This is a genomic window from Microbacterium sp. M1A1_1b (assembly GCF_053345565.1).
Map to the genome: position 1 here is coordinate 280007 of NZ_JBKFAJ010000004.1, position 13176 is coordinate 293182.

Annotated in this window: 19 protein-coding genes; all 19 read left to right on the forward strand. The window is 67.1% G+C overall.

What is annotated here, in order from left to right:
- The first annotated feature begins 5 nt into the window (after nucleotides 1-5).
- Nucleotides 6-374, forward strand: a complete 369-nt coding sequence (gene rpsL, locus ACLBWP_RS11855) for a 30S ribosomal protein S12 (protein WP_056121393.1) — start codon at nucleotides 6-8, stop codon at nucleotides 372-374.
- 4 nt (nucleotides 375-378) lie between these two features.
- Nucleotides 379-849, forward strand: coding sequence for a 30S ribosomal protein S7 (gene rpsG, locus ACLBWP_RS11860; protein WP_056121395.1), 471 nt, complete (start codon nucleotides 379-381; stop codon nucleotides 847-849).
- Between the two features lie 87 nt (nucleotides 850-936).
- Entirely contained in the window at nucleotides 937-3054 is a 2118-nt protein-coding gene (fusA, locus tag ACLBWP_RS11865) for an elongation factor G (RefSeq protein ID WP_243564047.1), read from the forward strand.
- Between the two features lie 155 nt (nucleotides 3055-3209).
- Nucleotides 3210-4397 carry an elongation factor Tu gene (gene tuf, locus ACLBWP_RS11870; protein ID WP_243564046.1) on the forward strand — a complete coding sequence of 396 codons (1188 nt, stop codon included), beginning with the start codon at nucleotides 3210-3212 and terminating at the stop codon, nucleotides 4395-4397.
- A 205-nt stretch (nucleotides 4398-4602) separates the two neighbouring features.
- Entirely contained in the window at nucleotides 4603-4854 is a 252-nt protein-coding gene (locus tag ACLBWP_RS11875; protein WP_243564045.1) for an antitoxin, read from the forward strand.
- A 59-nt stretch (nucleotides 4855-4913) separates the two neighbouring features.
- Nucleotides 4914-5891, forward strand: coding sequence for a DNA topoisomerase IB (locus ACLBWP_RS11880; RefSeq protein ID WP_447655356.1), 978 nt, complete (start codon nucleotides 4914-4916; stop codon nucleotides 5889-5891).
- A 202-nt stretch (nucleotides 5892-6093) separates the two neighbouring features.
- Entirely contained in the window at nucleotides 6094-6810 is a 717-nt protein-coding gene (locus ACLBWP_RS11885) for a DarT ssDNA thymidine ADP-ribosyltransferase family protein (RefSeq protein WP_447655357.1), read from the forward strand.
- 618 nt (nucleotides 6811-7428) lie between these two features.
- The gene (rpsJ, locus tag ACLBWP_RS11890) at nucleotides 7429-7737 is read left to right on the forward strand and encodes a 30S ribosomal protein S10 (protein ID WP_017885534.1); all 309 of its coding nucleotides are present in this window, start codon (nucleotides 7429-7431) and stop codon (nucleotides 7735-7737) included.
- Between the two features lie 13 nt (nucleotides 7738-7750).
- Nucleotides 7751-8407, forward strand: coding sequence for a 50S ribosomal protein L3 (gene rplC / locus ACLBWP_RS11895; RefSeq protein ID WP_243564042.1), 657 nt, complete (start codon nucleotides 7751-7753; stop codon nucleotides 8405-8407).
- A 2-nt stretch (nucleotides 8408-8409) separates the two neighbouring features.
- Nucleotides 8410-9069, forward strand: coding sequence for a 50S ribosomal protein L4 (rplD, locus tag ACLBWP_RS11900; RefSeq protein WP_243564041.1), 660 nt, complete (start codon nucleotides 8410-8412; stop codon nucleotides 9067-9069).
- On the forward strand, nucleotides 9066-9365 hold the full coding sequence (gene rplW, locus ACLBWP_RS11905) for a 50S ribosomal protein L23 (protein WP_243564040.1): 300 nt from the start codon (nucleotides 9066-9068) through the stop codon (nucleotides 9363-9365). Before rplD ends, rplW begins: the two co-directional genes overlap by 4 nt.
- An 18-nt stretch (nucleotides 9366-9383) precedes the next feature.
- Nucleotides 9384-10223: a 50S ribosomal protein L2 gene (rplB, locus tag ACLBWP_RS11910; protein ID WP_243564039.1), complete on the forward strand. Its 840-nt coding sequence runs from the start codon at nucleotides 9384-9386 to the stop codon at nucleotides 10221-10223.
- 11 nt (nucleotides 10224-10234) lie between these two features.
- Nucleotides 10235-10516, forward strand: coding sequence for a 30S ribosomal protein S19 (gene rpsS, locus ACLBWP_RS11915; protein ID WP_017885529.1), 282 nt, complete (start codon nucleotides 10235-10237; stop codon nucleotides 10514-10516).
- Between the two features lie 25 nt (nucleotides 10517-10541).
- Complete coding sequence (rplV, locus tag ACLBWP_RS11920) at nucleotides 10542-10934, forward strand: 50S ribosomal protein L22 (RefSeq protein WP_243564038.1); 393 nt, start codon at nucleotides 10542-10544, stop codon at nucleotides 10932-10934.
- Complete coding sequence (rpsC, locus tag ACLBWP_RS11925) at nucleotides 10934-11746, forward strand: 30S ribosomal protein S3 (RefSeq protein WP_447655359.1); 813 nt, start codon at nucleotides 10934-10936, stop codon at nucleotides 11744-11746. Before rplV ends, rpsC begins: the two co-directional genes overlap by 1 nt.
- Before the next feature lie 2 nt (nucleotides 11747-11748).
- Nucleotides 11749-12168 carry a 50S ribosomal protein L16 gene (gene rplP, locus ACLBWP_RS11930; RefSeq protein WP_055950897.1) on the forward strand — a complete coding sequence of 140 codons (420 nt, stop codon included), beginning with the start codon at nucleotides 11749-11751 and terminating at the stop codon, nucleotides 12166-12168.
- Nucleotides 12168-12488, forward strand: a complete 321-nt coding sequence (gene rpmC / locus ACLBWP_RS11935; RefSeq protein ID WP_056121427.1) for a 50S ribosomal protein L29 — start codon at nucleotides 12168-12170, stop codon at nucleotides 12486-12488. Before rplP ends, rpmC begins: the two co-directional genes overlap by 1 nt.
- Nucleotides 12488-12772 (forward strand): 30S ribosomal protein S17, encoded by a 285-nt coding sequence (rpsQ, locus tag ACLBWP_RS11940; RefSeq protein ID WP_243564036.1) that lies wholly within the window; start codon nucleotides 12488-12490, stop codon nucleotides 12770-12772. The genes rpmC and rpsQ overlap by 1 nt, the downstream gene beginning before the upstream one ends.
- Before the next feature lie 35 nt (nucleotides 12773-12807).
- Nucleotides 12808-13176 (forward strand): 50S ribosomal protein L14, encoded by a 369-nt coding sequence (gene rplN, locus ACLBWP_RS11945; protein ID WP_243564035.1) that lies wholly within the window; start codon nucleotides 12808-12810, stop codon nucleotides 13174-13176.

Consider the following 13176-nt stretch of genomic DNA (forward strand, 5'->3'; position numbering starts at 1 on the left):
AACAGTTGCCTACCATCCAGCAGCTCGTTCGCAAGGGTCGGAGCCCCAAGGTCGTCAAGACCAAGGCCCCGGCGCTGAAGGCGAACCCCCAGCAGCGTGGCGTGTGCACCCGCGTCTACACCACCACCCCCAAGAAGCCCAACTCGGCACTGCGCAAGGTCGCTCGTGTGAAGCTCTCGAACGGTACCGAGGTCACGGCCTACATCCCCGGTGAGGGCCACAACCTGCAGGAGCACTCGATGGTGCTCGTCCGCGGCGGTCGTGTGAAGGACCTGCCCGGCGTGCGCTACAAGATCATCCGCGGCGCGCTCGACACGCAGGCCGTCAAGAACCGCAAGCAGGCGCGTAGCCGCTACGGCGCGAAGAAGGGTTGAGAACATGCCTCGTAAGGGACCGGCCCCCAAGCGCCCCGTCGTCGCAGACCCCGTCTACGGCGCACCGATCGTCAGCCAGCTCGTCAACAAGATCCTCCTGGACGGCAAGAAGGGTCTCGCCGAGCGCATCGTCTACGACGCACTCGAAGGCGTGACCGCCAAGAACCAGCAGGATGCCGTCGTCACGCTCAAGAAGGCGCTCGACAACGTCCGACCGACCCTCGAGGTCCGCAGCCGCCGCGTCGGTGGCTCGACCTACCAGGTCCCGGTCGAGGTCAAGCCGCACCGTGCGAACACGCTGGCCCTGCGCTGGCTGACCTCGTACGCCAAGGCCCGCCGCGAGAAGACGATGACCGAGCGTCTCATGAACGAGATCCTCGACGCGTCGAACGGTCTCGGCGCCGCTGTCAAGCGTCGTGAAGACACCCACAAGATGGCCGAGTCGAACAAGGCCTTCGCGCACTACCGCTGGTAGTCCCGGCACTGTCCGGGCGCCGGCGGTCAAGAACCCCGACGCCCGGACGGACGCCAACCTCTCCTACAACTCTTCCGGAGGAACCCTGTGGCACAGGACGTGCTCACCGACCTGAACAAGGTCCGCAACATCGGCATCATGGCGCACATCGATGCTGGCAAGACCACGACCACCGAGCGCATCCTGTTCTACACGGGCATCACGCACAAGATCGGTGAAGTCCACGACGGCGCAGCCACCATGGACTGGATGGCGCAGGAGCAGGAACGCGGCATCACGATCACGTCGGCCGCGACGACCTGCTTCTGGGACAACAACCAGATCAACATCATCGACACCCCGGGTCACGTCGACTTCACGGTCGAGGTGGAGCGCTCGCTCCGCGTCCTCGACGGTGCCGTCGCCGTCTTCGACGGGAAAGAGGGCGTCGAGCCCCAGTCCGAGACCGTGTGGCGTCAGGCGGACAAGTACAACGTCCCGCGCATCTGCTTCGTCAACAAGATGGACAAGCTCGGCGCGGACTTCTACTTCACCGTCGACACGATCGTGAACCGCCTCGGCGCAGAGCCCCTGGTCCTGCAGCTCCCGATCGGTGCGGAGTCCTCGTTCGAGGGCGTCGTCGACCTGGTCGAGATGCGGGCACTCACCTGGCGCGGCGACGCGAAGGGTGACGTCCAGATGGGCGCCAAGTACGAGATCGAGGAGATCCCCGCGGACCTCGCCGACCGTGCTGCGGAGTACCGCGAGAAGCTCATCGAGCGCGTGGCCGAGGCCAACGACGAGCTCATGGAGCGCTACCTCGAGGGCGACACCGACTTCTCGGTCGCCGAGATCAAGGCCGCGATCCGTCAGCTCACGGTCAACAGCGAGATCTACCCGGTCCTCTGTGGTTCTGCCTTCAAGAACCGCGGCGTCCAGCCGATGCTCGACGCGGTCATCGACTACCTGCCGTCTCCCCTCGACGTCCCGCCGATGATCGGTCACGACGTCAAGGACGAAGAGAAGGAGATCATCCGCAAGCCGGAGGCCTCCGAGCCCTTCTCCGCGCTCGCCTTCAAGGTCGCGGTGCACCCGTTCTTCGGTCGTCTGACCTACGTCCGCGTGTACTCCGGCCACATCGAGTCCGGTGCACAGGTCATCAACTCGACCAAGGGCAAGAAGGAGCGCATCGGCAAGATCTTCCAGATGCACTCCAACAAGGAGAACCCGGTCGACGCCGTCACCGCCGGTCACATCTACGCGGTCATCGGCCTCAAGGACACGACCACCGGCGACACGCTCTGCGACCCGCAGGACCAGGTCGTCCTCGAGTCGATGACGTTCCCCGAGCCCGTCATCGAGGTCGCGATCGAGCCGAAGACCAAGGCCGACCAGGAGAAGCTCTCCACGGCCATCCAGAAGCTCGCCGAAGAGGACCCGACGTTCCGCGTCGAGCTCAACCCGGAGACCGGTCAGACCACGATCAAGGGCATGGGCGAGCTCCACCTCGACATCCTGGTCGACCGCATGAAGCGTGAGTTCCACGTCGAGGCCAACGTCGGCAAGCCCCAGGTGGCCTACCGCGAGACCCTGACGAAGGTCGTCGAGCGCTACGACTACACCCACAAGAAGCAGACCGGTGGCTCCGGTCAGTTCGCGAAGGTGCAGATCGCGCTCGAGCCGATGGAGGTCACCTCCGAGAAGGTCTACGAGTTCGTCAACGCCGTCACCGGTGGACGCGTCCCCCGCGAGTACATCCCCTCGGTGGACGCCGGCATCCAGGACGCGATGCAGGTCGGCATCCTCGCCGGCTACCCGACGGTGGGCGTGAAGGCGACCCTCAAGGACGGCGCGGCGCACGACGTCGACTCGTCCGAGATGGCGTTCAAGATCGCCGGCTCGATCGCGTACAAGGAAGCGGCCCGCAAGGCCGGTCCGGTCATCCTCGAGCCGATCATGGCCGTCGAGGTCCGCACGCCCGAGGAGTACATGGGCGACGTGATCGGTGACCTCAGCTCCCGTCGTGGCAACATCGCCGCGATGGAGGACGCCTCGGGCGTCAAGGTGGTCCGCGCGAGCGTGCCGCTGTCCGAGATGTTCGGCTACGTCGGAGACCTTCGTTCGAAGACCTCCGGTCGTGCCGTCTACTCGATGACCTTCGAGACCTACAACCAGGTCCCGTCGAACGTCGCCGAGGAGATCGTCGCGAAGGCCAAGGGCGAATAACGCTTCCGAGCGTGTTCTCCACAGGCGAGGGCGCCCGGCGACGGGCCCCTCGCCACCAAGTACAGTAAAAGACACACACACCGCGGACCACTCGCTCGCATCCCGACCGGGATGCCCCCGGGGGTGCCGCATCCGAGTCCTGAGGAGGACCCACAGTGGCCAAGGCCAAGTTCGAGCGCACCAAGCCGCACGTCAACATCGGAACCATCGGTCACGTCGACCACGGCAAGACCACGCTCACGGCGGCGATCACCAAGGTTCTGCACGACCAGTACCCGGACCTCAACGAGGCCCGCGACTTCGCTCAGATCGACAACGCTCCCGAAGAGCGCCAGCGCGGCATCACGATCAACATCTCGCACGTCGAGTACCAGACGGAGAAGCGCCACTACGCGCACGTCGACGCTCCTGGTCACGCTGACTACGTGAAGAACATGATCACCGGTGCGGCCCAGATGGACGGCGCGATCCTCGTGGTCGCCGCCACCGACGGTCCCATGCCCCAGACGCGTGAGCACGTGCTGCTCGCCCGCCAGGTCGGCGTGCCCTACATCGTCGTCGCGCTGAACAAGTCCGACATGGTGGACGACGAAGAGATCCTCGAGCTGGTCGAGCTCGAGGTCCGCGAGCTCCTCGGCTCGCAGGAGTTCGACGAGGACGCCCCCGTCGTGCAGGTCTCGGCGCTCAAGGCGCTCGAGGGCGACGAGAAGTGGGTCAAGTCCGTCCAGGACCTCATGGCCGCTGTCGACGAGAGCGTGCCGGACCCGATCCGCGCCACCGACCAGCCCTTCCTGATGCCGATCGAGGACGTCTTCACGATCACCGGTCGTGGCACCGTCGTCACCGGTCGCGTCGAGCGTGGCGAGCTGGACCTCAACTCCGAGGTCGAGATCGTCGGCATCAAGGCGACCCAGAAGACCACGGTCACGGGCATCGAGATGTTCCGCAAGCTGCTGGACAAGGCAGTCGCCGGTGACAACACCGGTCTGCTCATCCGTGGCCTCAAGCGCGAGGACGTCGAGCGCGGCCAGGTCGTCGTGAAGCCGGGTTCGGTCACGCCGCACACCGAGTTCAAGGCGAACGCGTACATCCTGAACAAGGAAGAGGGCGGTCGTCACAACCCGTTCTACGCGAACTACCGCCCGCAGTTCTACTTCCGCACCACGGACGTCACCGGCGTCATCACGCTGCCCGAGGGCACCGAGATGGTCATGCCCGGCGACACCGTTTCGATGACGGTCGAGCTGATCCAGCCGATCGCCATGGAAGAGGGCCTCCGTTTCGCCATCCGCGAGGGTGGTCGTACGGTCGGTGCCGGTACGGTCGAGACGATCATCAAGTAACTCTCGTCACCTGTTGCAGCGGGGTCGGGCCTTCGGGCTCGGCCCCGCTGTCGTGTTCCGGGTCCCGCTGTCGTGTTCCCGACACTGCTGTCGTGTTCCCGGCGCCGTCGCCGGGTGTTCTCCCGCGGTCCGTGGACAGACGGTGCGGAACGGGGCAGCATGAGGGCCAGAGGGTCGGAGTGTCCGGCCCGAACGGGGAGACATCATGAGCAGCTTCGACGACCTGCAGAAGAACGTGTCCGCCAAGGCGGAAGAGGTCACCGACAAGGCCAAGGCCTTCGTCGATGCGAACAAGGACAAGATCGAAGAGGCCCTCAAGAGCGACAAGGTCGAGGACGTCTCCGACAAGATCATCCACGGGCTCGCGGACGGCATCAAGAAGGTCACGGGCGGCCGGTTCGACGAGCAGGTCGACGACGCCGCGGACACCGTCGACGAGCACGTCGGCAAGGAGTGACCACCGGCTGAGGACCCCGGCCGTGGCCACGTCCAGCCCAGGCCGTGTTGGCTCGACGAGTGACACGTCTCCGCAGATCCAAGACCAACGGTCGTGGCTACCACCGGCTCCGCAGCGGGCGCGGGTTCACCTACCGCGACCCCGACGGCGCCACGGTCACCGACCCGGCGATCCGTGCGCGGCTCGAGGAGTTCGTGATCCCGCCGGCCTGGGACGACGTCTGGATCTCGCCCTACGCGAACGGTCACATCCTGGCGACGGGCATCGACGGTGCGGGTCGTCGGCAGTACATGTACCACCCGTCCTGGCGGGACCGGATGGACAAGATCAAGTACGACCGGGCGCTCGGTCTGGCGGAGTCGCTCCCGAGCGCACGACGGATGGTCACGCAGGACCTGCGGCGCCCCGAACCGGACCAACGGCGGTCACTGGCGGCGGCGTTCCGGATGCTCGACCAGGGTTCGCTGCGGGTCGGGTCCGAACGCTACGCGACCGAGCACGGCAGCCGCGGACTGTCGACGCTGCTCTGTGCGCACGCGACGGTCTCCGGGGCCGACATCGAGCTCGCCTTCCCCGGCAAGAGCCACCAGGAGTGGTCGTCGTCGATCCACGACGCGGACCTGGCGAAGGTCATCGTCGGGATGCAGCGTCGGGGCCCCACCGCGCGACTGCTGTCCTACCGCCGCACCCGCGGGGCCCGGTGGGAGCCGCTGACGGCAGAGGACATCAACGCCTACGTCAAGGAGCGCGCCGGCGACGAGTTCACGGCGAAGGACTTCCGGACGCTGCACGGCACGGTGGCGGCCGCGATCGACCTGGCGCAGACGGGCTCGCAGTCGGCAGCGACGAAACGGAAGCGCGCGGTGTCGCACGCGGTACAGGCCGCGAGCGACGTCCTCGGCAACACCCCGACCGTCGCGCGGGCGAGCTACATCGATCCCCGGCTGCTCGACGCCTACGAGCACGGCGAGACCATCGATCCGGCCCGACTCCACGCCGCGGAGTCCGAGGTCCGGGCGCTGCTGTACCGCCGATGAGCGGATCGGTGCCGCAATCGGGCCCCGATGACGTAGCGTTGACCCTTGTGCCGTTCCACCCCCACGCGGCACGGAAGGACCCACACCAGTCGTGACCGACGAGTGCATCCACGGATTCCCCACTGAACTCTGCGACATCTGCGCGCCGCGACAGCGCGACCTGCCGGACGTCCCCAAGACCCCTGCGCCACGGCGCACCCGCGTGAGCACCTCGCTCCGGTCGACCCCTGGCGGCTCGCCGGCGCGGGCGAAGGCCACGGCTCTGCGTGTCGCGGAACCCGAGATGCCCGCGGCGCGGGTCTTCGGCACGCTGCGCGCGCACCACGTCACCCACATCGACAACTTCGACGGCATCGTCGCCGACCAGGCGATCACGGCCGCCGACCGCGTGACGCCCTCGTACGACATCAGCTCCCAGGAACTGCGTGGACGTCGTGCGGCCGCGACCGCTCCCGACGGCTCACCGGTGGCAGCGCACGTCCCGTTCTCGCTCTCGCCGGACGGCGCCCGGTGGGACGAGGTGCGCCGTGGTGCCCACGACGAGACCCGGTGGTCCGAGGCCGCGCGTCACGCCAAGGGGATCGACTTCGTCGTGCTCGTCGTGCCCGCGGCGGCGTTCGGCGCGTCCGTGATCCTGGCGGACACCGATGCCGATGCCGACGATGCCCGCTTCGCCGTGGGCCCGGAAGCCGCGGCGAACCTGCTGCGACGCACGGACCTGACCGACCCGGAGATGCACGGCCTCGAGGTCCTGGCCGGGCCGAGCGTGCCGTTCTCGTCGGTCGCGGTCATCGGCGTCCCGAACGACCGGACGCGGCACGCGGTGAAGGACATCCTGTCCGAGCACGGCGGACACGCCCCCCGCGTCGCGGTCTTCCCGCCGTGGTTCGTCCCACCCGTGGTCCCCGACGAGGACTGAGACCACCGACCGGTGGACCGCCGCAGGCGGGCCGCCGGTCGCCCCGCTCCCACGTCGCGCCCCCGCGTGGACATCGCACCCCGTTCCACGGGGGCGCGACGTCCGTCCGGGGGCGCGATGCGTCCGTGGCGTGGGTCCCGACAGGGCACCGTGCGGGGCGGAACCGAGCCGGGCCTCCAGGGCGGTGCTTCCGCGGCGGGCTGCGGAAGTCCCTCCGGAGCGACACGCCCGGAACTGCGCGACACGCCCGGGTTGCACGGATGGTGCCCCTATGGGAGACTTGTCCGGTTCCGGAATTCTCCGTGGGTTCGCGCTCGCGGGGATCACTGCTCTGGCAGTGCACAACCCCTCTGTCCAGCAGAGCTGGGTTGGGCCGCAGGCAGCAGAACACACGTCGAATCCCCAGACCACGCCGGCCAGCCGGTGTGTGTGGAGACGACACGTCCACGCGGGCCGCCATGTGCACGACAGCATGACCGCCCGCGCGGTTGACAGGAGAACAGCGGACATCCCCCGTGGATGCGCCCGGTTCCACGTAAACAGCCAGATCCGCACAGGGCGGATCCAGGCGGTGTCAGGCGGCCTGAGGGTGCGCGGCGCAGAGAGGACAGAGAACACATGGCGGGACAGAAGATCCGCATCCGGCTCAAGTCGTACGACCACGAGGTCATCGACACGTCGGCCCGGAAGATCGTCGACACGGTGACCCGTGCCGGTGCGACCGTGGTCGGCCCGGTGCCGCTCCCCACCGAGAAGAACGTGATCGCCGTGATCCGTTCCCCTCACAAGTACAAGGACTCGCGCGAGCACTTCGAGAAGCGCACGCACAAGCGCGTCATCGACATCGTCGACCCGACGCCGAAGGCCGTCGACTCGCTCATGCGTCTCGACCTGCCGGCCGACGTCAACATCGAGATCAAGCTGTAAGGGGGCTGCACTGATGGCGAACACAACCAAGACCGTCAAGGGCCTCCTCGGCAAGAAGCTCGGGATGACCCAGGTGTGGGACGAGAACAACAAGTTCATCCCCGTCACCGTGATCGAGGTCGGCCCGAACGTGGTCACCCAGATCCGCAACGTCGAGCGCGACGGCTACGAGGCGATCCAGATCGCCGCGGGCCAGATCGACCCCCGCAAGGTGAACAAGCCGGCCGCCGGCCACTTCGAGGCCGCCGGGGTCACCCCGCGCCGCACCCTCACCGAGATCCGCACGTCGGACGCGAGCGAGTACACGCTGGGCCAGGAGCTCACCGTCGACGCCACGTTCGAGGCCGGCGCGAAGGTCGACGTCGTCGGCACGAGCAAGGGCAAGGGCTTCGCGGGTGTCATGAAGCGCCACGGCTTCCACGGCGTGGGCGCATCGCACGGTGCGCACCGCAACCACCGCAAGCCCGGTTCGATCGGTGCTTCCTCGACCCCGTCGCGTGTCTTCAAGGGCATGCGCATGGCGGGTCGCATGGGTGGCGAGCGCGTCACCGTCCTCAACCTCACGGTGCACGCCGTCGACGCCGAGAAGGGTCTGCTGCTCGTCAAGGGCGCCGTCCCCGGTGCTCGTGGCCGCTCCGTCTTCGTCCGCACCGCCGTGAAGGGTAAGTGATCATGGCCACCACGACCGCAACCACGATCGACGTCCTCGACGCATCGGGTGTCAAGTCCGGCACCGTCGAGCTCCCCGCCGAGCTCTTCGACGTCGAGACCAACGTCCCGCTGATCCACCAGGTCGTCACCGCGCAGCGCGCCGCGTCGCGTCAGGGCACCCACAAGACCAAGAACCGCGGCGAAGTCCGCGGTGCCGGTCGCAAGCCGTTCAAGCAGAAGGGCACCGGCCGCGCCCGTCAGGGTTCGGTCCGCGCTCCGGAGCACACCGGTGGTGGCGTCGTCCACGGACCGACCCCCCGCGACTACTCGCAGCGCACCCCGAAGAAGATGATCGCCGCAGCCCTGCTCGGCTCGCTCTCGGACCGCGCCCGCGGTGGCCGCATCGCCGCTGTGGAGGGCTTCGTCGCCGCCGAGGTGCCGTCGACCAAGACCGCACGCACGCTGCTCGAGAAGGTCGCGCCCGTCAAGAACGTGCTCGTCGTGCTCGAGTCGGACGACGAGCTGACGCTCAAGTCGATCCGCAACCTGCCGAACGTCCACGCGCTCTCGTACGGCCAGCTGAACGCCTACGACGTCCTCGTGTCGGACACCATCGTCTTCAGCAAGAGCGCCCTCGACGCCTTCATCGCGTCGAAGACCGCGAAGGAGATCACCGCATGAGCGGCTTCAACAAGGACCCGCGCGACATCATCATCTCGCCGGTCGTGTCGGAGAAGAGCTACGCGCTCATCGACCAGGGCAAGTACACGTTCATCGTGGACCCCCGCGCGAACAAGACCGAGATCAAGCTCGCGATCGAGAAGATCTTCAACGTCAAGGTCGCCGGCATCAACACGCTGAACCGTCCGGGCAAGACCCGCCGCACCAAGTTCGGTCTGGGCAAGCGCAAGGACACCAAGCGTGCCATCGTGACGCTCAAGTCCGGTTCGATCGACATCTTCACGGCTGTCGGCTGAGGACCAGAGGGATAAATCATGGCTATTCGTAACTACAAGCCGACGACCCCTGGTCGTCGTGGCTCCTCGGTCTCCGACTTCGCCGAGATCACCCGCTCGACCCCGGAGAAGTCCCTGCTTCGCCCGCTGCCGAAGACCGGTGGCCGCAACAGCTCGGGCCGCATCACCACCCGCCACATCGGTGGTGGCCACAAGCGCCAGTACCGCGTGATCGACTTCCGTCGTCACGACAAGGACGGCGTGGACGCCAAGGTCGCGCACATCGAGTACGACCCGAACCGCACGGCGCGCATCGCGCTCCTGCACTTCGTGGACGGCACCAAGCGCTACATCCTCGCGCCGAACAAGCTCAAGCAGGGCGACGTCGTCGAGCAGGGCGCCGGTGCTGACATCAAGCCCGGCAACAACCTGCCGCTGCGCAACATCCCCGTGGGTACGGTCATCCACGCGATCGAGCTCCGCCCCGGTGGCGGCGCCAAGCTCGCGCGTTCGGCCGGCGCCTCGGTGCGTCTCGTCGCCAAGGACGGCCCCTACGCGCAGCTCCGTCTGCCGTCGGGCGAAGTCCGCAACGTCGACGCCCGCTGCCGCGCCACGATCGGCGAGGTCGGCAACGCCGAGCAGTCGAACATCAACTGGGGCAAGGCCGGCCGCATGCGCTGGAAGGGCGTCCGCCCGACCGTTCGTGGTGTCGCGATGAACCCGATCGACCACCCGCACGGTGGTGGTGAGGGCAAGACGTCCGGTGGCCGTCACCCGGTCAGCCCCTGGGGCCAGTCCGAGGGTCGCACGCGCAAGTCGAACAAGCCGAGCGACAAGCTCATCGTCCGTCGCCGTAACGCCGGCAAGAAGCGCAAGTAGGAGTTCAGAAGATGCCACGCAGTCTGAAGAAGGGCCCCTTCGTCGACGAGCACCTGCTTCGCAAGGTCGTCACGCAGAACGAGGCCAACACGAAGAACGTGATCCGTACCTGGTCGCGTCGCTCGATGATCGTGCCGAACATGCTCGGTCACACCATCGCGGTGCACGACGGCCGCAAGCACATCCCGGTGTTCGTCACCGAGTCGATGGTCGGTCACAAGCTCGGCGAGTTCGCGCCGACCCGTACCTTCCGCGGTCACGTGAAGGACGACAAGAAGGGCCGTCGCCGCTAAGGCGGCGACGAAGAGGAGGAACGAAATGGTGGAGTCGATCGCACGCGTGCGACACATCCGCGTCACGCCTCAGAAGGCCCGTCGCGTCATCGAGCTGATCCGCGGCAAGCAGGCCCACGAGGCGCTTGCCATCCTGAAGTTCGCCCCTCAGGGCGCTTCGGAGCCCGTGTACAAGCTGGTCGCCTCGGCGATCGCCAACGCACGTGTCAAGGCGGACTCGGCGAACAGCTTCCTGGACGAGCGCGACCTCTACGTGAGCCGCGTCTTCGTCGACGAAGGAACGACCCTCAAGCGGTTCCAGCCGCGTGCGCAGGGCCGTGCCTTCCGGATCAACAAGCGCACCAGCCACATCACGGTGGTCCTCGCGACCCCTGACGAGGCCGAGGCTGCCGCGACGAGCAAGAAGGCGAGCAAGTAATGGGCCAGAAGGTCAACCCGTACGGCTTCCGTCTCGGGATCACGACGGACCACGTCTCGCACTGGTTCACCGACAGCACGAAGGTCGGTCAGCGGTACGCGGACTACGTCGCCGAGGACATCAAGGTGCGTCAGTACCTGAAGAAGACCCTCGACCGTGCCGGCGTCGCCCGCATCGAGCTCGAGCGCACCCGTGACCGTGTCCGCGTGGACATCCACACGGCGCGTCCGGGCATCGTCATCGGTCGCCGCGGCGCCGAGGCCGAGCGCATCCGCGGTGAGCTCGAGAAGCTCACCAAGAAGCAGATCCAGCTCAACATCCTCGAGGTCAAGAACCCCGAGACCGAGGCCCAGCTCGTCGCGCAGGGCATCGCCGAGCAGCTCTCCGCCCGTGTCGCGTTCCGTCGCGCCATGCGCAAGGGCCTGCAAGGTGCACAGCGCGCCGGTGCCAAGGGTGTCCGCATCCAGGTCGCCGGCCGTCTCGGCGGCGCCGAGATGTCGCGGTCGGAGTTCTACCGCGAAGGCCGTGTGCCGCTGCACACCCTCCGCGCGAACATCGACTACGGCTTCTACGAGGCGCGCACCACCTTCGGCCGCATCGGCGTGAAGGTCTGGATCTACAAGGGCGACATCACGAACAAGGAGCTCGCTCGCGAGCAGGCGAACCAGCGTTCGTCGCGCCCGGAGCGTCGCGGAGGCCCGCGTGGCGACCGCAACGACCGCGGTGACCGTCGTGGCGGCGACCGCGGTGGCGACCGTCGCGAGCAGCAGGCCCCGCAGGACGCGCCGGCCGGCGCAGGAGTTGAGGCGTAACCATGCTTATCCCCCGTCGAGTCAAGCACCGCAAGCAGCACCACCCGAAGCGTTCGGGTCAGGCCACCGGTGGCACCAAGGTCTCCTTCGGTGACTACGGCATCCAGGCTCTGACCCCCGCCTACGTGACCAACCGTCAGATCGAGTCCGCTCGTATCGCGATGACGCGTCACATCAAGCGTGGCGGCAAGGTGTGGATCAACATCTACCCGGACCGTCCGCTCACCAAGAAGCCCGCTGAGACCCGCATGGGTTCCGGTAAGGGTTCCCCCGAGTGGTGGGTCGCCAACGTCAAGCCGGGCCGTGTGCTCTTCGAGCTCTCCGGCGTGAGCGACGAGATCGCTCGCGAGGCACTCACCCGTGCCATTCACAAGCTGCCCCTCAAGGCACGCATCATCAAGCGCGAGGAGGGCGACGCATAATGGCGATCGGTTCCAAGGAGCTCCGTCCGACGGAGCTCGACACCTTCGAGAACGAGCGACTCGCAGACGAGCTGAAGAAGGCCAAGGAGGAACTCTTCAACCTCCGCTTCCAGTCGGCCACCGGTCAGCTGGAGAGCCACGGCCGTCTCCGTGCCGTCAAGCGCGACATCGCCCGGATCTACACCGTCCTGCGCGAGCGCGAGCTCGGCATCCGTGCCACTCCTGCGCCCGTCGAGACCGCAACCAAGGCCAAGAAGTCGACGAAGAAGGCTGACAAGCCCGCCGCGTCGGCCGAGGCCGAGACCGCCGAGGAGAACTGATGGCGAACGAAGAGAAGGACTCCGCCGCCCTCAACCGCGGCTACCGCAAGACGCGTCGCGGCTACGTGACCAGCGACAAGATGGACAAGACCATCGTCGTCGAGGTCGAGGACCGCGTGAAGCACGCCCTCTACGGCAAGGTCATCCGCCGCACCTCCAAGGTGAAGGCGCACGACGAGGCTGGTTCGGCCGGCATCGGCGACCTCGTCGTGATCAGCGAGACCCGTCCCCTCAGCGCGTCCAAGCGCTGGCGCCTGGTCGAGATCCTCGAGAAGGCCAAGTAGGCCTCGCGGCCCGCTTGCGGAAATAGGAGACAGCAGTGATTCAGCAGGAATCCCGCCTGAAGGTCGCCGACAACACGGGTGCCAAGGAGATCTTGACCATCCGCGTTCTCGGTGGCTCGGGTCGTCGCTACGCCGGACTCGGTGACGTCATCGTCGCCACGGTGAAGGACGCCATCCCCGGCGGCAACGTGAAGAAGGGTGACGTCGTCAAGGCGGTCATCGTTCGCACCAAGAAGGAGACCCGTCGCGGCGACGGCTCCTACATCAAGTTCGACGAGAACGCGGCAGTGATCCTCAAGGCCGACGGCGACCCGCGCGGAACGCGCATCTTCGGGCCGGTCGGTCGTGAACTTCGCGACAAGAAGTTCATGAAGATCATCTCGCTCGCGCCGGAGGTGCTGTAA